18 protein-coding genes are annotated in these 20,506 nt (G+C 73.3%); 6 read left to right on the top strand and 12 right to left on the bottom strand.

Annotation, left to right across the window (positions count from 1 at the left end; all coding sequences use genetic code 11):
- The first annotated feature begins 99 nt into the window (after window positions 1–99).
- Window positions 100–3,369: a glucodextranase DOMON-like domain-containing protein gene (locus tag AA23TX_RS31300; RefSeq protein WP_155546358.1), complete on the top strand. Its 3,270-nt coding sequence runs from the start codon at window positions 100–102 to the stop codon at window positions 3,367–3,369.
- 18 nt (window positions 3,370–3,387) lie between these two features.
- Window positions 3,388–3,945 (top strand): DinB family protein, encoded by a 558-nt coding sequence (locus tag AA23TX_RS31295; protein ID WP_155546357.1) that lies wholly within the window; start codon window positions 3,388–3,390, stop codon window positions 3,943–3,945.
- 182 nt (window positions 3,946–4,127) lie between these two features.
- On the opposite strand, the gene AA23TX_RS31290 is transcribed toward AA23TX_RS31295, so the two are convergent.
- The 3 genes from AA23TX_RS31290 to AA23TX_RS31280 form a co-directional block, all read right to left on the bottom strand.
- Window positions 4,128–4,511: a hypothetical protein gene (locus tag AA23TX_RS31290; RefSeq protein WP_155546356.1), complete on the bottom strand. Its 384-nt coding sequence runs from the start codon at window positions 4,509–4,511 to the stop codon at window positions 4,128–4,130.
- Window positions 4,512–4,584: 73 nt separating this feature from the next.
- Window positions 4,585–5,919 (bottom strand): sensor histidine kinase, encoded by a 1,335-nt coding sequence (locus AA23TX_RS31285; RefSeq protein ID WP_155546355.1) that lies wholly within the window; start codon window positions 5,917–5,919, stop codon window positions 4,585–4,587.
- Entirely contained in the window at window positions 5,916–6,605 is a 690-nt protein-coding gene (locus AA23TX_RS31280) for a response regulator transcription factor (RefSeq protein WP_155546354.1), read from the bottom strand. Before AA23TX_RS31280 ends, AA23TX_RS31285 begins: the two co-directional genes overlap by 4 nt.
- A 101-nt stretch (window positions 6,606–6,706) precedes the next feature.
- On the opposite strand from AA23TX_RS31280, the gene AA23TX_RS31275 reads away from it, so the two are divergent.
- On the top strand, window positions 6,707–7,171 hold the full coding sequence (locus AA23TX_RS31275; protein ID WP_155546353.1) for a hypothetical protein: 465 nt from the start codon (window positions 6,707–6,709) through the stop codon (window positions 7,169–7,171).
- On the opposite strand, the gene AA23TX_RS31270 is transcribed toward AA23TX_RS31275, so the two are convergent.
- Complete coding sequence (locus tag AA23TX_RS31270) at window positions 7,168–8,178, bottom strand: aldo/keto reductase (RefSeq protein ID WP_155546352.1); 1,011 nt, start codon at window positions 8,176–8,178, stop codon at window positions 7,168–7,170. The two genes, AA23TX_RS31275 and AA23TX_RS31270, sit on opposite strands and share 4 nt — an antisense overlap.
- 185 nt (window positions 8,179–8,363) lie before the next feature.
- Here AA23TX_RS31270 and AA23TX_RS31265 point away from each other — a divergent pair, with 185 nt between their 5' ends.
- The 3 genes from AA23TX_RS31265 to AA23TX_RS49705 are packed head-to-tail and all read left to right on the top strand — an operon-like array spanning window position 8,364 to window position 10,917.
- The gene (locus AA23TX_RS31265) at window positions 8,364–8,882 is read left to right on the top strand and encodes a YbaB/EbfC family nucleoid-associated protein (protein ID WP_155546351.1); all 519 of its coding nucleotides are present in this window, start codon (window positions 8,364–8,366) and stop codon (window positions 8,880–8,882) included.
- On the top strand, window positions 8,879–9,193 hold the full coding sequence (locus tag AA23TX_RS31260) for a hypothetical protein (RefSeq protein WP_230862776.1): 315 nt from the start codon (window positions 8,879–8,881) through the stop codon (window positions 9,191–9,193). The genes AA23TX_RS31265 and AA23TX_RS31260 overlap by 4 nt, the downstream gene beginning before the upstream one ends.
- A complete protein-coding gene (locus AA23TX_RS49705; protein WP_196425604.1) occupies window positions 9,193–10,917 on the top strand; it encodes a hypothetical protein in 1,725 nt (574 codons plus the stop codon). Before AA23TX_RS31260 ends, AA23TX_RS49705 begins: the two co-directional genes overlap by 1 nt.
- Here AA23TX_RS49705 and AA23TX_RS31250 read toward each other — a convergent pair whose 3' ends face one another.
- The 8 genes from AA23TX_RS31250 to AA23TX_RS31215 form a co-directional block, all read right to left on the bottom strand.
- Window positions 10,918–12,396, bottom strand: coding sequence for a PucR family transcriptional regulator (locus AA23TX_RS31250; protein WP_155546350.1), 1,479 nt, complete (start codon window positions 12,394–12,396; stop codon window positions 10,918–10,920). It abuts the gene before it with no gap.
- Window positions 12,397–12,678: 282 nt separating this feature from the next.
- Entirely contained in the window at window positions 12,679–13,746 is a 1,068-nt protein-coding gene (locus AA23TX_RS31245) for an S-methyl thiohydantoin desulfurase family protein (protein WP_155546349.1), read from the bottom strand.
- Between the two features lie 21 nt (window positions 13,747–13,767).
- Entirely contained in the window at window positions 13,768–14,478 is a 711-nt protein-coding gene (locus tag AA23TX_RS31240; protein WP_155546348.1) for an SDR family oxidoreductase, read from the bottom strand.
- Window positions 14,475–15,569, bottom strand: coding sequence for an S-methyl thiohydantoin desulfurase family protein (locus tag AA23TX_RS31235; RefSeq protein ID WP_155546347.1), 1,095 nt, complete (start codon window positions 15,567–15,569; stop codon window positions 14,475–14,477). Before AA23TX_RS31235 ends, AA23TX_RS31240 begins: the two co-directional genes overlap by 4 nt.
- Window positions 15,566–16,636: an S-methyl thiohydantoin desulfurase family protein gene (locus tag AA23TX_RS31230; protein WP_155546346.1), complete on the bottom strand. Its 1,071-nt coding sequence runs from the start codon at window positions 16,634–16,636 to the stop codon at window positions 15,566–15,568. Before AA23TX_RS31230 ends, AA23TX_RS31235 begins: the two co-directional genes overlap by 4 nt.
- A complete protein-coding gene (locus AA23TX_RS31225) occupies window positions 16,636–18,186 on the bottom strand; it encodes a hydantoinase/oxoprolinase N-terminal domain-containing protein (protein ID WP_155546345.1) in 1,551 nt (516 codons plus the stop codon). Before AA23TX_RS31225 ends, AA23TX_RS31230 begins: the two co-directional genes overlap by 1 nt.
- A gap of 12 nt (window positions 18,187–18,198) precedes the next feature.
- Window positions 18,199–19,527 carry a purine-cytosine permease family protein gene (locus AA23TX_RS31220; protein ID WP_155546344.1) on the bottom strand — a complete coding sequence of 443 codons (1,329 nt, stop codon included), beginning with the start codon at window positions 19,525–19,527 and terminating at the stop codon, window positions 18,199–18,201.
- A gap of 103 nt (window positions 19,528–19,630) precedes the next feature.
- Window positions 19,631–20,494 carry an SDR family NAD(P)-dependent oxidoreductase gene (locus tag AA23TX_RS31215; protein ID WP_155546343.1) on the bottom strand — a complete coding sequence of 288 codons (864 nt, stop codon included), beginning with the start codon at window positions 20,492–20,494 and terminating at the stop codon, window positions 19,631–19,633.
- Window positions 20,495–20,506 lie beyond the last annotated feature (12 nt).

Below are 20,506 nucleotides of genomic sequence, written 5' to 3'. Positions count from 1 at the left end.
CGTTTGCTACCCACCGGTCGGATTTCTCAATCACGGGTGACGACTTTCCTGCTGCGTTCGGCTCTGGTGCGCCGCGGACCGGCGTGATCGGATGGGCGGATGACTCGGTCGACGTGGTCCGTGGTGCTCTGCGCGGTGCTCGCCGCGGCTCTCCTCCCCGCACCGGCGGCGGTCGCCGCCGCGGATCCGGGGCCGGGTGCCCTCTCGCACTTCGGCCTGGCCCGCAAGGACTGCCTGGGTACCGCGCGGAACACGACGAGCAAGGCGTGGTTCACGGTGGCCGGCGGCGTGCTGTCCGACGTGTACGCGCCGGTGATCGACAACACGAACGTCGAGACGCTGCAGTTCGCCGTCACCGACGGCCGCACGTTCACCGACCTGCAGGCGCGGGACATGACCTACACCGTCCGCACCAGCGCGGGCGGGATGGCGTGCGAGATCACGTCGACCCCGCGCAGCGGCCGGTACCGGCTGGTCACCGAGTACCTGGCCGACCCGGCGCGGACCGGCGTGCTCATCCGGACCCGGCTGGACCCGCTGCGGGGGTCCGGCCAGGACCTCAAGGTGTACGTGCGGTTCGACGCGAGCATCAACGGCAACGGCGGTGGCGGCCCGGCGAACGGCGGCGGGGACACCGCGACCGTCGACGCGGCGACGAGCGCGCTGGTCAGCGCCGACGCGAACACGGTGTCGAGCGCGCCGGCCCGGGACTACGCCACCCCGCTGGCCGCCGCCCTGCGCGCCGACCGCCGGTTCCTCGGCACGTCCAGCGGCTTCGCCGGCACCGCCGGCGACGGGCTGGCCCAGCTCGACCGCGACCACCGGCTCACCGACCGGACACCGTCGGCGGTGAACGGCAACGTCGTGCAGACCGCGCAGCTGGACCTGCAGCCGCGCCGCCCGGCCACGCTGGCACTGGGCTTCGGCCCGGACGCTCGTGCGGCCGTCCAGACCGCCGGCGCCAGCCTGCGCACGCCGTTCGACCAGAGCTACCGGGACTACGCACGCGGCTGGCGTGACTACGACAACGGGTTGATCCCCTTGCGCGGCAAGGACTCCGACGCTTACTACCAGTCGGTCAACGTGCTGAAGGCCAGTGAGGACAAGACCTTCCCCGGTGCGGTGGTCGCCTCGCTCGGCAGCCCGTGGGGCCAGGCGGTTTCCGCGGGTGACGCGCCGGGCGGCAAGCCCGTCTACTTCGGGTCCTACCGCGAGATCTTCGCCCGCGACCTCTACGAAAGCTTCTCGGGCCTGCTCGCCGCGGGTGACCGCGAGACGGCCCGGGCGAGCGTGCGGTGGCTGTTCGGCCGTCAGCAGCAACCGGACGGCCGGTTCCCGCGCAACTCCATGCTCAACGGCAAGAAGGCGCCCGACTCCGGCGGCGACCAGCTCGACGAGAGCGCGTACCCGATCCTGATGGCGCTGCAGGCCGGGCTCGACCGGGACCGCACGCTCTACACCGACCACATCCGCGCGGCCGCGGACTTCGTCGTCGCGCACGGGCCGTCGTTCGGCTCCGAGCGCTGGGAAGAGCAGGGTGGCTACTCGCCCTCGACGATCGCCGCGGAGATCGCCGGGCTCGTCGCGGCCGGCGTGATCGCCGACCGCAACGGCGACCCGGCGCGCGCCCGCGTCTACCGGGCCACCGCGGACCACTTCCAGCGCGGCATCAAGGGGTGGACGGTCACGTCGACCGGGCCGTACGGCGGCCGGTACTTCCTGCGGCTGACCAAGAACGGCGACCCGGACTCCGAGTGGATCTACAACCTCGGCAACGGCTCGGTCGACGCCGACCAGCGCGCGGTCGTCGACGCCGGGTTCCTCGAGCTGACGCGCCTCGGCGTGCTGCCCGCGAACGACCCGGACGTCACCGCGTCGCTCGGCGTCGTGGACCGCGTGATCAAGCGGGACACGCCGACGGGCCCGGGCTGGTACCGCTACGGGACTTCCACGCCGGGCAGCGAAGACGGCTACGGCGACTGCTACGAGCCCGACCCGACGAACTGCGCGCCGACCGGGGCACCGTGGCCGGGGCCGAACACCGGGTCCGGGCACCTCTGGCCGGTGCTCGCCGGTGAACGCGGCGAGCAGGCGGTGCAGACCGGCGACCGGGCCGGCGCGGCGGCGCTGCTGCGCGCCATGCGGGCCCAGACCGGCGGCACCGGGCTGATTCCCGAGCAGGCGTGGGAAAACCCGGCCGTGCCGGCGTCGCCCTATGGCTCGGACCCGCGCACGGCGTCGATCGGCTTCGCGCCCGGGCAGCCCGCCGGCTCGGTCGCGCCGCTGAGCTGGGCGCAGTCGCAGTCGGTGCGCCTGGCCCGGGCCCTGGACGACGGCCGCCTGCCCGAGCAGCCCGCCGACGTCCGCGCCCGGTACGTCACGCACGTCCCGCCCGCGGCGCTGGCCGTCACCCTCGACGCTCCGACGTCGGTGTCGACCGCGACCGCTTCCGTGTCCGGGACCGCACCCGCCGGCAGCCAGGTCGACCTGGCCGTCTCGAACACCGACACAGGCACGACTTCGGTGCTGTCGGTGCGGGCCGCCGCGGACGGGAAGTTCGGCGCGACCGTGCCGACGCCGCTGGGCGCGAACGTCGTCACCGCGACCGCCACTTCCGGCACCGGGACCGGCTACGCGCAGAAGACGATCAGCTCGGACTTCGTCACCGGCACGGTCCTGCTCGACGCGGCCGACCCGGACGGCGACGACAACGGCCCGGGCACGTACACCTACCCGACGGCGGGCGACTTCCACGCGGGTGCGTTCGACCTGCAGCGGTTCCAGGTCATCGACTCGGGCACGAACCTCGTGTTCCGCGCCCAGATCCGGGACCTGTCCCCGACCTTCGGCTCGCCGCTGGGCGCGCAGCTGCTGACGATCTACGCGCACGACCCGGCCGCGACGGCGACGTCGACCGCGGCGCCGTTCCCGAGCCGGGCGTACTCGATCGCGGCTCCGGACGCCTGGAGCCGGCGCCTCGAGGTCCAGGGCTTCGCCGATCCGGCGCTCGTCGACGCTTCGGGCGCTTCGCTGGCAACGCCGTCCGTGCAGGCCTCGCAGGCGACGCGGTACATCACGGTCAGCGTGGCGAAGTCGGCCTTCGGGACACCGAGTGCCGGTTGGACGTTCGCGGTGGTCCTGACCGGTCAGGACGGCAACTCCCCCGACCAGGCGCGGCCGTTCACGCCGACGGCGGGGCAGTACACGTTCGGCCTGTGCGCGGCGGGCGGCACGGCGCCGCTCTGCGCGGCGGACCCGGCGACGGCCCCGAAGGCCCTGGACGTGCTGACGCCGTCCGGTGTGGACCAGGCCGTCGAACTGGACCCGACGCGGGGGCCGGTCGCGGTGCGCGGAGTGCCCGTGGGCTGATCCGGCAGACTGGCCGTCGTGATCGACGACTTCGCGAAGCGGTACCTGCACGACGATCTGCGCGAGGCCCGCGAGGCGGTGCTCGCGAAGCTCGACGGACTGGACGAGTACTCCGTGCGGCGCCCGCTGACCGCGACCGGCACCAACCTGCTCGGCCTGGTGAAGCACCTGGCGCTGTGGGAAACCCGGTACCTGGGCGAGGTGTTCGACCGGCCGTTCCCCGAGCCGCTGCCCCGCTGGGACGACCTCGAGGCGCGCGGCCGGGACTTCTGGGCGACCGCGGACGAGACCCGGACGGAGATCGTGGACGGCTACCGCCGCGCCGCGGAGCACTCCGACGCGACGATCGACGTTCTCGCCATCGACGCGCCCGGGTACGTGCCGTGGTGGCCGCGTCCGGACGTGCTGCTGTTCACCGTCCTGGTGCACGTGCTCACCGAGGCGAGCCGGCACGCGGGACACGCCGACATCCTGCGGGAACAGCTCGACGGGGCGACCAGCGCACCGCCCCGGGACCGCGAGTTCTGGACGGAGCGGTGCGCGGAGATCGAGCGAGCCGCGGCGGTTCACCGGTGACGACGGTCAAGATCACCCGGGGTCGCTGACGCCTCCGCCGAGGCGCACCTGCTGACCGTCGGCGCGGTCCCGGCCCAGCCGTGACGCACACGCGGGCGGACGACACGCCGACATCCGCCGTGTCGTCCGCCCAGGCACGCGTGTCGTCCATCCGGGCACGCGTGCCGTCCACTGTGGAACGGTCAGCCGCGGCCGCCGCGGTCGTCCCCGGCCTCGTGGTGCCCGCCGTGGTCGTCTCCTGGCTCGCCGCCGTGGCCGCCGTGGTCGTCGCCCGGCTCGTTCCCGCGGCCGCCGTGGTCGTCGCCGAGGTCGTGGGTGCGGGTCGGGTACGTGCTCGGCGCGGGCCGGGTCGGGTACGTGCTCGGCGCCGGGCGGCTCGCGCTCGACGACACCGTGGCTTCGCTGCTGCGCGAAGTATCCGAAGTCTCCGTGGTGGCCGAGGGTCCACTCGTCGTGGTGGCCGGCGCACGAGAGCCGTCGTCGGCTCCGGACTGTGCGAGCGCGGCCGTGGTCCCGCCGACCGCGAGCACCGCGCCGGCCGCCGCGACTACCAGAATCTTGCGCATGTCTGCTCCTTCTCGTTCTCCGCCAACGAAAGAAGCATCACGCGCCCGGCGATAGCGGCGCGCTGCGCGAGGATTAAGGCATCCCTAAAGGCTTTCCGAGATCGAGCACGATCCGCGCGCCCGGCCCCCGCGTCACGCTGAACTCCCCGCCGGACGCGCGGGCCGTCTGGCGGGCGATGTCCAGCCCGAGCCCGGTCGACCCGGCTCCGCTCGCGCCGCGTGAGACGTCGTCGAAGTCGAAGCCCGGGCCCTCGTCCGCGACCTCCAGCCGTGCCCCGCCCGCCGTCGCCGTCAGCCGGATCGCGTAGGCCGTGCCCTCCGGGGTGTGCGCGAAGACGTTGCCCAGCAACGCGTCCAGGCACGCGGCCAGCTCCGGCTCGCCGACCGCGACCGGCAGCGGGCCGTCGTCGAGCGAGACCGTCACCGCGCGGTCCTGGTCCTGCGCGAGCACCGACCAGAACTCGGCCCGCGCGCGGGCGACCACGACCGCGTCGCACGAGCCGGGCGCCGAGTCGCGGGCCCGTGCCTGGTCGATCAACGCGGTGACCTGCCGTTCCAGGCTCTCGGCGTGGGCGGTGATCCGCTCCGCCTCGGCCGGGTCGCGCAACGACTCGGCGTCCAGCCGCAGCACCGTCAACGGCGTCCGCAGCCGGTGCGAGATGTCGGCCACGGCCTCGCGTTCCTGCCGCACCAGGTCCCGGATCCGCGCGGCCAGCAGGTTGAGCGCGGCGGCGACCGACCGCACCTCCCCCGGCCCACCGGGACGCGCGCGTGCGTCGAGGTCCCCCTCGGCGAGCCGGCGCGAGACCGCCGCCAGCTCGTGGACCGGCCGCACGATCGACCGGGCCAGCCGGTCGGCGACGAACGCCCCGAGCCCCAGCAGCACCACGCCCAGCCCGGCCAGCACCAGCCACGCCGCGCCCAGCCCGCGGGTCAGCTCGGCGTGGTCGACGAACGCCCGCACCACGGCGGTCCCGCGCGGCAGGCCCTGGACCGCGACGAGGATTTCGCGGCCGCCGGCGTCCTCGACGGTCAGGCTGCTTCCCTGCGCCGCGGCCAGCGCGACCCCCGGCGTGCGCGGCGTGGCCGCGCCGAGCACGGTGCCGTCGGGCAGGAACACCGTCACCGGGGGGCCCCCGCATTCTTTCGGGGGTTCCGGGTGGCGGAGCCCCCGGCCCGGGGCGGAGCCCTGGTTGTCGCAGCTCGTGTTGAGCTGGTCGACCGCCGGCCGCAGGGTCACCGCGTCGGCCGTCGCCACCAGGGACGTCAGGGACTGCGCCTTCGCCGTCGCGGCGGTGACCGCGCGGTCCGCGGTGACCGACCGCAGCAGGATCGCCAGCGGCACGAGGAACGCGACGAGCACCAGGCACATCGCGGCCGCGACCAGCACCGCGAGCCGCTTCCTCACGCCCGGCCCTCCGGTTCGGCCAGCCGGACGCCGACGCGCCGCACGGTGTGCAGGTACCGCGGCTCCTGCGCGGTCTCGCCGAGCTTGCGCCGCAGCCACGACAGGTGCACGTCCACCGTCTTGTCCGCGCCGGCGTAGGGCAGCTTCCAGACGTCGGCGAGCAGTTCGCGCTTGCTCACCACGGTCCCGGCCCGGCTCGCGAGGTAGTGCAGGAGGTCGAACTCGCGCGGGGTGAGGTCCAGCGCCGCGCCGTCGAGCGAGGCCTGCCGCGTCCGCGCGTCGACCGACAGGCCGCCGACGACCACCGGGGCCGTCGTCTCCTCCGGCTCGGCCCGCCGCAGCACCGCGCGGATCCGCGCGTCGAGCTGCGCGCCGCCGAACGGCTTGACCACGTAGTCGTCGGCGCCGGCGTCGAGCAGCCGGACGATCTCCTCCTCCGCGCCGCGGGCGGTGACCACGATGATCGGCACCGCGCTCACCGCCCGCACCATCCGCAGCACCTCGCGGCCGTCGAGGTCGGGCAGCCCCAGGTCGAGCAGGACGACGTCGGGCCGGTCGGTGACGGCCGCCTGCAGCCCGGCCATCGCGGTCGGCGCGGAGGTCACCGCGTGCCCGCGCTCGCCCAGCGCGCGCAGCACGGCCGCGCGGATGGTCGGGTCGTCCTCGACGAGCAGCACGGTCGCCATTCTCGGGAGGCTACACACGCGAAGCCGCTTCGCCCGGCTCCTGGCGAACGCTAAGGGCGTCTTAGCCGCGCCTTAACCCTTCCCGGTGGCACAGTGGACCGATGGACAGGCGCAGGGTGCTGATGGCGGCGGGCTGGCTGCTGGCCGCCGCCGTCACCGCGGGGGTCGGCACGGTGGCCCTCGACGTCGTCGGCGCCGGCATCCTCGGCCCGCAGAACCAGCCGCTGTCGCAGGACGACGTGGCCCGCGCGCTCGAAACCGTGCCACCGAGCACGACCCCGGCCCGGCCCGCGCCGACGACGTCGAGCGCCCCGGCGCCGCGCGGCCTGACCGTCCCCGGCGGCCGGATCGTCGCCCAGTGCGCGGGTGACCAGGTCACGCTGATGTCGTGGAGCCCGGATCCCGGCTACCGCATCGACGACTTCGTCCGCGGCCCGGCCGCCACCGCGTCGGTCAAGTTCAAGAACGGCGGGACCGAGAACACGGTGATCGTCGACTGCCGTGACGGCGAGCCGCACGCGGAATCCGTCGCCGACGAGAGCGGCGGCCACCACGGCCGCGGCTAGCGCGGCAGCCCGGCGTTGAGCCGCGCCAGGATGCCGTGCGGGAACGGCAGTTCCGGCGCGCTGACGGCGGTCAGCCGGTCCAGCTGGGCGTCGGTCAGGGCCAGCTCGAGCGCGCCGAGGGTCTCGGCGAGCTGCTCCGGTGACCGGGCGCCGATCAGCGGCGCGGGCATCGCCGGCCGGCGCGTCACCCAGTGCAGTGCGACCTGGGCCGGGGTCGCGCCCGCCTCGGCCGCGACCTCGCGGACGACGTCCAGCACGGCCCAGCGGGTTTCCGGCAGCGACCGGTAGGGCGCGCCCTCGGCGAGCCGGCCGGTGCCGCCGCCGTCGCGGGTGTACTTGCCGGACAGGAAGCCGCCGCCGATCGCGCCCCACGGCTGGACGGCGATGCCGAACTCCCGCGCCAGGGGCACGTACTCGGCCTCGATGGCCCGCTCGACCAGGGAGTACTCCAGCTGCAGCGCCGTCACCGGCGGGCCGCCGAGCATGGCGGCCTTCGTCGCGTACCAGGCCGGGACGTCGCTGAGCCCCACGGCGCGGATCTTCCCGGCCCCGACGAGGTCGCCGAACGCCGCCATGACCTCCTCGGCCGGGGTGAAGCCGTCCCAGACGTGCAGCCAGTACAGGTCGACGTGGTCGACGCCCAGCCGCCGCAGTGACGCGTCCAGCGAGGCGACCATGTTCTTGCGGCCGTTGCTGCGCCGGCGGGGGTCCGACCGCGGCTCGCCGCCGGCGAAGTCCGGCCCGGAGTACTTGGTGGCGAGGACGACGTCGTCGCGTCCGACGTCGCGCAGGAACTCGCCGACCAGCTCCTCGCTGCGGCCGGAGCTGTAGTTGTCCGCGGTGTCGACGAAGTTGCCGCCGCCTTCGACGTAGGCGTGGAAGGTCTTGCGCGCGGTGTCGTCGTCGGCGCAGAAGGGGCCGGTGCCGAAGGTCATCGCGCCCAGCGCCAGCGGCGAGACCCGCAGCCCGGAGCGGCCCAGCGGCCGGTAGTCGTCCAGTCGTGTCATGTCCCCGATCGTGCAACCCGGAGCGTGGTCCGGGTCAAACCCGATCGAGGGCATTCGAGGGCAACATCGGGGAGAAAACGAGCCATCCTCCCGGTTAGCCCGAAATGAACTCCTGGGGTGCGCTAATCTGGCCCGATCGTGGGGCCCGGCGGCCCCGTACCCCGGCGTGGCGAGGAGTCGATTTCGTGCAACCGAACCTGGGGCCAGGTGAAGACTTCGAGCTGCTGCTCGAACGGCAGGTCCGGGACATGCAGTCGAAGGCGGCGGCGCTGAGTGAAGCGCTTTCCGCCGCGGGCGCCACGGTCCGCTCCCGCGACGGCGCGGTCACCGTGACGCTCGCCCCGAACGGCGCGCTCACGAACCTCGAGCTCGGGCTCCGGGCGTGCGACCTGGGCCCGGCGCGGCTGACCGCGGCGATCATGGGCACGGTGCGCGAAGCCCAGCGCCAGACCGCCCGCACCGTCGCGGACTCCTTCGCCACGATCAACGGCGACAGCGAGTCGACCGACATGGTCCGGTCGTTCCTGCCCCCGGACCCGCCGCCCGACGGCGACTTCGCGGCCCCGGAGAGCGCCGAGCCCGAGCGGACCCCGCCGCCGGCCGCTCCCCCGGCCCGTCCGCCCGCACCGCCGGCCGCCGGGCCTGCCCCGCGTCGCCGTCCCCCGGCCGACGACCACCCCGACGACGAATCGAACCCCTGGTGAGCGGCGGCGGCTTCAGGGTCAATTCCGAGCCCCTGGCCAACTTCGGCAAGCACCTCGACGAGCTCCAGAGCAACCTGCAGGGCACGGCCGACCTGGTCGGCGGCATGACCTGCGACCCCGGCATGTTCGGCATCAACCCGGCGTGCCAGCTGATGGCGGCGGGCGCGAGCACGTGGACCGACAAGGCGCACCACCAGTTCGGCGACTACGCCAAGACCATCGGCGAGTTCTCCGACAAGGTCGCCGAGGCCGCGAAGCGCTACCAGGCGGGCGAGGAAGACGCCGTCGACTCGATCGTGAGGTTCGAATAGTGGGCGACGACTACAAGAGCAAGGACGTCAGCCTCCACGGCTCCGAACTCTTCAACAGCGACAACGCCTCCGCCGGCGCCGGGTTCTTCGAGGCCGCGGTCGGCCTGGACAAGGCGCGCAAGGAGAACGACAAGGTCGCGATCGGCATCGGCTCGGCGGGCATGGCGCTGGAGACCATCGGTCTCGTGCTGGACCCCATCGGCAGCCTGCTGACCGCCGGGATCGGCTGGCTCATCGAGCACATCACGATCCTGCGGTGGCCGCTGGACATCCTGATGGGCGACCCCATCGGCATCAACGCGGCCGCCGAGGCGCTCTCGGCCGAGAAGAAGAAGCTGGAACAGTGGTCGACGGACCACCAGACGGCGATCGAAACGCTCATGAAGGACTGGTCCGGCAACGCCGCGGACCAGTTCAAGAAGGACATGGACGCGGTCACCGAGCAGCTGAACTCCCTCGGCGGGTACCTCGACCAGGCCGGCAAGAACATGAAGATCGCCGGCGGCATCGTCGGCGCGTTCCGCGGCATCTTCCGCGACCTGATCGCGATGCTGCTGGCGACGATCATCAAGGGCGCCCTGATCGCGGCGGCCCTGGCCCCGGTGACGTTCGGCGCGTCGATCGCGATCTTCATCGGCACGACGATCGGCACGGTGGCCACGGCGCTGGGCAAGATCGGTGCGAAGCTGGTCCAGCTGGGCCGCAAGCTGGGCGACCTGGTCCAGGCGCTGGCGAAGATGGGCAAGGCGGGCGACGACCTGGCGGCGGCGAAGCCCCCGACGAGCAGCCTGACCCCGACCCCGACCCCCAAGCCGGACGCGATGCCCCTGCCGAAGCCGGACGCGACGCCCGAGCCGAAGCCCTCCTCGGCGACGCCCGAGCCGAAGCCCGAGCCCAAGCCCGAACCGAAACCGGAACCCAAGCCCGAACCGAAACCGGAACCTGCGCCGTCGTCCTCCTCGACGACGCCGGAACCGAAGCCCGAGCCCAAGCCGGACACCACACCGGAGCCGAAGCCCGACACCACACCGTCGTCGGCCACCCCGGAACCCAAGCCGGAGCCCAAGCCCGACACCACACCGGAACCCAAGCCCGACACCACGCCCGAGCCCAAGCCGGAACCCGCGCCGTCGTCGTCTTCGACCACACCGGAACCGAAGCCCGAGCCCAAGCCCGACACCACCCCCGAGCCCAAGCCGGACCCGAAACCGGAGCCGAAGCCCGAACCGTCGTCGTCTTCGGCGACCCCGGAGCCCAAGCCCGAGCCCAAGCCCGACGCCACCCCCGAGCCGAAGCCGTCCTCGGCCACGCCCGAGCCGAAGCCGGAACCCGCGCCGTCGTCATCCTCGACCACGCCGGAACCGAAGCCCGACACCACGCCGGAGCCGAAGCCGGACTCCACGCCGACGTCGGCCACTCCGGATCCCAAGCCGCACAAGCCGTTCACCGATCAGATGACCGCGGTCATCAAGGACAAGCTGTCCAAGGTGGACGGGGTCACGCCCGAGATCATGGCGAAGTTCGACAAGATCAACAACTTCTCGGTCGAGCAGCTCGGCAAGGTCTTCGGCAAGGAAGGCGCCGAGAAGTTCGAGTCGGCCATCAAGATCATGACCGACCCGTGGTTCGGGAAGTCGGGCCTGGCCGGGAAGACCGTCATCGACATGATCAAGGGCGTCCCCGCCAGCATCGGCAACGTGACCGGCGGCGGGGACGACGACTAGTCACTCGTCGGAAAGGATGACCGCCCGGGACGCGAGGTGCAGCGCCAGCCTCTCGTCCGGGCGGGACAGGTCCACCCCCAGCAGCTGCTCGATCCGCGCGATCCGGGCCGCCACGGTGTTGCGGTGCACGCCCAGCACCGTGGCGGTCTCGGCGATCGACGACTCCGCGTCGAGGTAGGCCGCGAGAGTCCGGACCAGGTCACCCGGCACCGAGCGCAGCGGTGCGACCAAAGCCCGCGCCGCCGGTTCGAACGTGTCCGTGCGGGTCCATTCGAGCAGCAGCTGGGCCATGCCGAGCTGGTCGACGTGGAGGAAGTGGCCCGTCTCGGGCCGGGTCGCGGCGAGGCGGGCCGCGTCGAGTGCCTCCGCCACGGTCGCCGCGAGCCCGTCCGGCCGCGGGTGCGGCCGCCCCACTCCCATGTGCGCGCCCAGGCGCAGCGCCCGGTGCGCCGTCTGGAGCCGGGTCGCGAGGGAGCGCACGCGTTCCGCCGTGGGTTCGTGGTCGAAGGTGACCCAGCCGGTCCAGCCGTCGCCGTGCTCGACGACGACCGCCTCGACGTCCAGCGCCCGCATGACCTCCTGCGTGCGCGCCACGGTGTCGACGGTCGCCGGGACGCCGATGTGCAGCCCGACGTGCCAGCCGCCGAGCCGCCACCCGGCGTCGGCGACGCGACGGCGCAGGTCCGCGCCCGGCTCGGTGTCCAGGCGCAGCAGGTCGCCGAGCAACGCCGTGCGCGACCGCGCGTCCCGTTCGAGTTCGAGGCGGTTGGCGAGCAGCCAGCGCTGCAGCGCCCCGGCGGCCACGGCGAGCGCGGGCGGCACGACGTCGGCCCGCGCGGTTTCGGTCCCCCGCAGCTCGGCCGCCAGCCACATCGCCGGACGCTGCAGCAGCACGGGGTGGGCCAGGAAGACGGCGCCGTCGGTGTCGGTCCGCTGCGGCACGGCCTCGTCCAGCCGGACGTGCCCGGTGACCTCGCCGGCGAGCGGCACCCCGCGGTCGTCGAGCACCGCGACGGACGACCGCAGCAGCCGCCGCAGCACGGCGACGACCTCTTCGGGCGGCCGCAGCCGGTCCCCGAGGGCGCGGTGGGTGGCGAGCAGCAGGTCGGCCCGGTCGAGTTCGGGGGCCGCGAGCAGCAGCCGGGCCTCGACGAGCAGATCCAGCGGCGGCGCACCGGTGGTCAGCAGCGGCACGGCAAGCCGATCGGCAAGCAGCCGCGACGCGGCGAGCGGCTCGGCGCTGGGCAGCAGCACCCCGGTGGCGCCGACGTCGGCACAGCGTCGCAGCAGGGCATCGATCTGCCAGTCGGTCCCGGCGACCGGGCGGGCGACAACGGTCAGCTCCCCGGCGGCGGGGAGGTGCGAAGCGTCCAAAGTGGCCTGAACCGTCGCGAGTGGACGGTCCAGCCCCGCCGAGCCGGCGAGGAGCCGGACGTGCTCCGCCCACCCGGGAAGAGCGAGCACCCGCCGCAGGCTCATGGGAGCCCCGCCCGGTTGGTGCCGCACACCGGCCGGCCCGGGGCGGCCCGGCCGGTCGCGAGGTCACACCCCACCCGCACAAGCACCCACCGCACGCTCACCGGACCCCCACCCAACCGGCTGAGGCCACGCATCGCGCGGTACCCGGCCTCCCCAAACACCCGCCGACTCACGACAGGCCGCCAGGCGCGAGGCCAGACTCCACGCTGCGCAAGCACCCGCGCCCGGCTCACCACAGCCGGCTCACCGCGGTCTCCGGACCGACCCGCCACCGCCGGGCCATCACGCCCCCACCGGGTCGCAGTCGATGCCGTACGCCCTGGGCCGCACCACCGGAAGCCACCGGGGGTCCGTCCAGAACGGCGCCGCCGTCAACCGGACCACGTCCACCTCCACCCCCGCGCGGATCGCGTCGCACGGCACCGGGACCCCCGTGCGGTGGTCCAGCACCGACAGCACGTCCGGCGTCGATGCCACCGGCGCCCCGTCGCGCAGCGCCAGCAGGTACTCGTTCTCCATCTCCAGCCGGAGCAGTGCGCCGTCGCGGTGGTCGGCCAGGGTGACGCTGCCGCGGCCGAACCCCGGGCTGCCGTGCTGCCCCGGACCGAGGTGCCGCGCCACCTCCAGGACCCTCCCGCGCGCCAGCACCGAGCCCTTCAGCGCCGCCGAGAGCGCGTCTCGCGGCGGGCTCTCCCCCACCGCCAGCACGCGGCGGCCCAGGTCCAACGCGCCGCTCGTCGTGCCCGGCACCGAGCACCCGGCCAGCTCGCCGGCCGGGATCGGGGCCAGCGCGAACGCCGCCCAGCCGCCGGAACCGGCCAGGAACGCCCGGGTGCCCCGCTCGATCACGGCGTCCGACCCGGCCGCCAGCACCACGACCTGCCCGCCGGGCTCGGCCAGCGCCGCCGGCGCGACCCCGCGGCCGGTCGCGGCGACCGAGAACTGGTCGAGCCGGGGCAGCCCCCGGCCCGAAAGGTCCGCGTCGACGTACCCCAGCCCGAGCTGGTCGGCCACGACCATGGGCAGCAGCCCGTTGAGCCCGCCGATCTCGATGGACATCAGCGCGTCCGCGCGTTCGCCGGTCCAGCGTTCGACGGCGGCCACCGCGGCCGAGAACTCCCCGCCGCCCGGCAGCTTCTCGGTGAACGCCGCCGTCGCGCCGACGACCCCGATCGGCACCACCCCGGCCGACGGCGCCAGCTCGGCCACCGCCGAAACCTCCAGCGCGCGGCCGTCGGAGAGCAACCGGCGCAGCAGCACGGCGGCGGTGACCGTGTCCCCGCCGCCGCCGGACCCGAGCAGGGCCACCCCGCGTTCGAGGGCGGCCACGTCACCAGCGGTGATGCGCATGACTGACCACAGTAGACGAGCTCAGTGCAGGGTGTAGCCACCGTCGGGGTAGAGCGTCGACCCGGTCGTGTAGGTGCTGCCGAACAGGTACAGCACGGCATCGGCCACTTCGGACTCCTTCCCGACGCGGTGCAGCAGCGTGTCCCGCGAGTACTGGTCGAAACTCGCCTCCCGCACGTCGGCCGGCCGCCCCGCCCACAGGTTCCCGTCGATGGTCCCCGGCGCGACGACGTTCACCCGGACCGGCGCCAGCTCGACCGCCAGCCCCCGCCCGAGACCTTCGACCGCCGCGTTGCAGGCGACGTACGCGGGCGCCGCGCCCGGCGGCCGGACGCTCGCCGCCCCGGACATCAGCACGATGGACGCGTCGGGAGCCAGTCGCGGCACCGCATGCTTGACGGCGTGGTACTGGCCCCAGAACTTCGTCACGAACGGGCTGGCCGCGTCCTCGTCGCTCAGCTCCCGCAGCGGCCCGACCGTGTAGGACGCGCCGGGCGTGAAGAGATGGTCGACGCGGTCGACGGCACCGAAGAACGCGGCCAGGGAGTCCTGGTCGGTGCTGTCGACGACCTGCCACGTCGCCCCGAGAGGCTCGGCCGCGGCGGCCAGCCGAGCCTGGGTACGCCCGCCTAGGTGGACCGAAGCGCCCGCCGCGGCCGAACGCCGGGCCACCTCCAGCCCGATGCCCGACCCGCCACCGACGATCACGACGTGCTTCCCGGCCAAGCTCATCCGATCTCCTCGACCGGGACGAAAGGATGAGGCAGCCCGAACGCGCCGGGGCCGAAGATGTCGAGGGCCTCCGGCGTGCGCATCAGCGCCGGCGTCGAAATGCCGACGACCGTGACGCGCTGGCCGTACCGCAGCGTCTCGGTGGTGATCGGCTCGGCGGTCGCCGCCTCCAGCACGCAGATCAGGTCGGGCACCACGCACCGCACGGAACCGTCCACAGTGGCCAGGAGGTTCTCGTTCTGGAACAGGATCTCCAGCTTGCTCGAGCCGTCGAACGACACCGCCGCGGCGCGTCCGCGGGCGAAGCCCGCCTCGGTCCGCCGCTCCACATCGGACACTTTGCCACTGAACAGCACCCGCAGGTGCTGGTACGGCGTTTCGACCAGCGCGGCGGCCAGTCGGGAAACCGGGTCCTCGTTGCGTTCACGAGCCGACCGGATCGTCCGGCCCACGGTCAGCGCCAGCGAAAGCGTTTGCGGCACGGCGGTCCGCTTGACGTCGGCGCCGCTCATCGCGTACTCGGCGATGTGCGCCACGCCGCCCAGCCGGATGGTGACGCCGCGGGCCAGCCACTCCATCCGCTTGTTGTCCGCGCCGGTGTCGATCACCGTCGTCTCGCCGCGTTCGCCGCCGATCGCCATCGGGGACCCGGTCACGCCGTAGACGCCGAACGTCTCCATCTGCAGCTCCGGGAACGCCCGGCCCATGCCGTCGGCGTCGACGACCGGCAGCCCGAGCCGCGCGCCGACCACCAGCGGGATCATCGAGTTGATGCCCCCGCACTCGATCGGCATGGTCGCGTCGGCGCGCCGACCGAGGTGCTTCTCCAGCGTCCGCAGGGCCAGCACGGGCTCGGACCCGTTGGGCAGCTTCTCGTGCACGACGGTCGGCGCGCCCATCTGGGCGGTCGGGATCACGAGCGCGTCGTCGTCCACTTCGGACGGGTCGAGGATCGTGATCGGCCCGTGCTCGCGGATCGCCTCGCGCACGAGCAGCCGGCCGACGTACGGGTCACCGCCGCCGCCGGTACCGAGCACGGCGGCGCCGCGGGCGAGGTCGGGCAGATCGGCCTCGGTCAGGGTCCAGCTCACCCGGCGACTCCGATCGGGTCGATGTCGTAGCCGAAGTACCGCGGCCCGGCGAGCGCGATCCCCTCCGGCGTGTGCCAGCGCGGGTCGGCGGGCGCGGCGATGACCGTGACGCGCTGGCCGAACCGCAGGCCTTCGGTCGTGACGGCTTCCCCGGTCTCGCGTTCCAGCGTGCAGATCAGGTCGGGCACCGACGCCTCGACGACGCCGTCGCGCTCGGCCACCAGGTGCTCGTTCTGGAACCGCAGCACCAGCTCGGCTCCTTCGTCACCGTCCATCCCGGACAGGCGGGCCTCGCCACGGGCGAACCCGGTCACCGTCCGGCGGGCGACGTCGACGACCTTGCCGCTGAACAGCCGTCGCCCACCCAGGCGGGAGACGACCCGCTCGACCGGATCGGCGTTTTCCGAACGAGCGGCCCGGACCAGTGCGCCCAGCTCGGCGCACAGGCTCAGCGTGCCGGGCACCAGCGACTCCCGGGCCTGCGTCCCGGACATCGCGTAGTTGCTGATCATCGCCGAGCAGCCCATGTCGATGGTCGCCGACCGGGCCAGCCGCTCGGCCCAGCGGTTGTCCACTGTGTCCAGTACCCCGCGGTTGCCCTTCTCGTCCGCGATGGACATCGGGGTCGCGCGGATGCCGTACAAAGTCGGCAAAACCATTTGCAGCTCGGGGAACGCGCGGCCCATGCCATCCGCGTCCACCAGCGGAAGCCCCAGCTGGGCGGCCGCGACGACCGGGATGAGCGAGTTGACCCCGCCCGCCTCGGCGCACGCGATGTGCGTCAGCTCCTTGCCGAGGTACGCGGCGAGCGTGCGCGCCGCGAGCCCGACCTGCTCGGCCGACGGCAGCTTCTCGACCATCACCGTGGGTGCGCCCATCATCGCCACAGGCAGCACGACGGCGTCGTCCGGCACCTCGGAGAGGGGAACCAGCGGTACCGAACCGTGCGAGCGGACCGCGGACAGCGCGAGCAACCGGCCGATGTACGGGTCGCCCCCGCCGCCGGTGCCGAGGATCGCCGCGCCGCGCGCGATGTCGCCGAGGTCGTCCGAAGTGATCTCGCGCATCACGCCCCCAGCTGCAGGTCGCCGACGGCCTTGGCGCGGATGCGCGTGGCGTTGCCGGGCAGGTACGGGATGGGCACCTCGTCGAAGTCGACGATGCCGACCGACGCCGGCGACGCGCCGGCGGCGACCGCGCGGTCGATGGCCTCCTGCTTCGCCTCCTCGACGACGGCTTCGCGGCGGCCGGGCTCGATCACGTAGACGCGGTCGACCTCGCCGCCGATCTGGGCGATCGCCGCGCCGATCGCGTTGGCCACGGCGTAGTTCTCCGGCCGGCGCACCTCGCCGCACCCGGCGAGTGCGTCCGGCAGCAGCACCGAACCGCCGCCGACGGCGACGACCGGCAACGGCTCCGCGGACGTCCGCATCCGTTCGACCACATCGGACACATCGGCGGCGATCTTGTCGAGCGCCGCCCGGACCAGCGCCTTGTCCAAATGCGCCACGAGCGAAGCGTCCCCGATGTCGGCCCGTCCCGCCGCGACCGCGATGTCGGTCGCGGTGAGCGTGTCCCCGCCGAAGACGAGCGCCTTCGACGTCAGCTCGTAGCCGACGGAGTCCGGGCCGACGGTGACGTTCCCGGCGTCGCCGCGCACCCGGCTGCCGCCGCCGATGCCGATCGACAGCACGTCCGGCATCCGGAAGTTGGTCCGGATCCCCGCGACGCTGACGTCCGTGGTCGCTTCCCGCGGGAAGCCTTGCCGCAGCACCCCGACGTCCGACGTCGTACCACCGACGTCGACCACCGCGCAGGTGTCCAAACCGGACAGCACGGCCGCGCCGCGCATCGAGTTCGTCGGCCCCGAAGCGAAGGTCGCCACCGGGTAGCGGCGGGCGAAGTCGACGTCCATCAGCGTGCCGTCGTTCTGGCTCAGGTACAGCGGCGCGGTGATGCCCGCGCCGGTGACCGAAGCGGACAGCCCGTCGACGATGTGCGCGGCCAGCTCCCGCAGCGCCGCGTTGATCACCGTCGCGTTTTCCCTTTCCAGCAAGCCGATCCGGCCGATCTCGTGGGACAGCGAGATCGCGACGTCCGGCAGCTGCGCGCCGATGATCTCCGCCGCGCGGGCCTCGAACTCGGCGTTGACCGGGGAGAAGACCGAGGTGATGGCGACGCTGCGCACCCCGGCCTCCCCCATGTCGTCGGCGGCCTTGCGCAGCTCGCTCTCGTCGAGCTCCGCGATGTGCCGCCCGTCGAACTCGTGTCCACCGTGGACCAGGTAACTGCGCCCCGACACCGCGTCGACGAGCCGCTGCGGCCAGTCGACCATCGGCGGCAGCGACGCCCCGGCCGGCAGGCTCAGCCGCACGGCCGCGGTCGGCGCGAGCCGGTGGGCCTCGACGAGGGCGTTGATGAAGTGCGTGGTGCCGATCATCACCGCCCGCACCGCCGCCGGGTCGAACGCGCGTTGCCGCTGCAGGCCGTCGATCGCGGCGACGATGCCCGAGGTGACGTCCGCGGTCGTGCTGGTCTTGACCGAGGCGAGCACCTGACGGCCGTCGAGCAGGACAGCGTCGGTGTTGGTGCCGCCGACGTCGATGCCGATGCGCACGAAGATCTCTCCTTAAGCAGACTGGACGGCGGGAGCGGCCTCGGCGGTCCGGCTGCTGCCGATCCCCCGCACCAGGCCGAGCTTCCCGGCGACGACGTACAGGACGAAGGCCACGACGAGCGAGTTGATGCTCGGCAGGCCCCATTCGACGAACTCCCCGAACAACGCGGCGGCGACCCAGACGACGAGCGTCGCGGGCACCCACACCGGCGCGTCCTCGGGCACGGTGCCGCGCGCCCGGGCGGATTCCAGGTCGCCGCGCCACTTCTTCACGACGAAGTACTCGGCGACCATGATCCCGGCGATCGGCGGGAAAGCGACGCCCAGCACGGTGAGGAAGTCGGTGAACTTCGCCAGGATCCCGGCCGCGGCGAGCACGCTGCCGGCCAGGCCGAGCACCGCCGTGACGACCCCGCGGTGGGCCTTGCGCCCCGACACCGTGCCGATGAAGTTCACGACGCCGAGGCCCGAGGAGTACAGGTTCCAGTCGTTGATCTTGATCGTGCCGGCGATGACGATCAGCAGCCCGATCCAGCCGACCGACGACGTCACGATGGTGGTGATGCCCGCGCTGCCGACGGCGTGCGCGAGCAGGACGCCGGACAGGCCGATGACGTACTCGCCGAGGGTGATCCCGACGAGCGTCTGCTTGACGACGTCGGCGGTGGTGCGGTTGAAGCGGGTCATGTCCGGGGTGATGACGGCGCCGACGATGAAGCCGCCGGCGACCAGCGTGGTGCCCTGCAGCAGGCTCAGCGACGGCCCGGGCGGGGCCGAGGACACGAGCGCGCCGAGGTCGTGGCGGGTCAGTTCGGAGATGATCGACCAGCCGACGAGGATCAGGAAGGCCGGCACGGTCAGGTACGCCGTCCAGGCCATGGAGTGGAAGCCGCGCACCACGATCGCGGTGACGAGCAGGCCGAACAGCAGCGCCCAGCCCCATTCCGGCAGGCCGCCGATGAGCGCGACGAGACCTTGCGCGGACACGGCGGACTGGATGCCGAACCAGCCGATGAGGCTGATCCCGATGGCGAGCCCGATGAGCGCCGAGCCGCCGCGGCCGAAGCCGGTCCAGCGGGCGATCATGGACGTGGACAGACCTTCGCGGACGCCGATGACGCCGACGAGGATCGTGATGAGCTCCAGGATGACCGAGCCGAGCGTGAACGCCAGTACCGCGTTCCAGAAGCTCATCCCGAAGCCGACGGTGGCTCCGAGGAGGAACTGGGACAGGGCGGACACCTGGCCGAACCGCTGGACGGCGACCGACCACCACGAGTACCGGGCGTGGTCCGGCACTCTGGTGAGGGCATAGTCATCGACACCGACTGTTGAGGCCACGCCGACCTCCTAAGGGGACGGGGATTGGTTCCCCGCACCGTAAGCAGCGGTCCCGGCGACGTCACCGTGCGATGTGCACAGTGCCCGCCTGATGACTGTGCATTCAGCCCAGGGGGTCCAGCCCGGTCAGCGTGACACTTTCCGCCCAAAGCCGCTCGGCGGCCGCGTCGTCGGTCAGGTTCGTCCAGCGCTCCTCGAGGCGGGGACGGCCGCGCAGGCCGAACACGCGCGGGCCCCACAGCTGCCCGCCGGTGACGTCCGGGCCGAGCACCGCGCGGACGGCGGGCCGCGCACCGGCGTCCTTGCCGTGCACCAGCGCACGCATGGGCAGGCCGCGCAGCCATTGACCCGCGCCGCGGACGTGCACCGGCGGCCGCGACGGGGTCAGCGCATCGAGTGCGCCGCCGGGATGGGCCACCACGCTCAGCCGCTTCGAACCGGCCTCGCGGAGCCGCCGGTCCAGTTCGAAGGCGAAGAGCATCTGGGCCAGCTTCGACCGTTCATAGGCTCGCTTCGGCTGATAATCGCGCTCACACTGAAGATCGGCGAAGTCGAGCTTCGCGGACTTCGCGGCGAAGCTGCCGGTGGTGACGATGCGCGCGTCCGGCGCCAGCCGCGGCATCAGCCGGGCGACCAGGGCGAAGTGCCCGAGGTGGTTGGTGCCGAACATCAGCTCGTGACCGCCCGCGGTCTCGCGCCGCGGCGGGTTGTCGAGCGCCACTCCCGCGTTGCAGACGACGGCGTCGAGCTCTCCGGCGTCGACCGCTTCGAGCGAGGCCAGGTCGGCGAGGTCGATCCGGACGTGCTCGACCTTCGCCCCGGCGACCCGCGACCGGATGGCGGTCCGCGCGCTTTCCGCCTTCGCCGGATCCCGGCTGCCGATCACCACTTCCGCGCCGGCCGAAGCCAGCTGTTCGGCGGCGAAGTAGCCGATCCCGGCGTTGCCCCCGGTCACCAGCACCCGCATGAACGTCCCCTC

Origin of the sequence: Amycolatopsis camponoti (assembly GCF_902497555.1) — a bacterium.
In the GTDB taxonomy this organism is placed as follows: Bacteria; Actinomycetota; Actinomycetes; order Mycobacteriales; family Pseudonocardiaceae; genus Amycolatopsis; species Amycolatopsis camponoti.
This window is presented reverse-complemented; position numbering and strand designations above follow the sequence as displayed.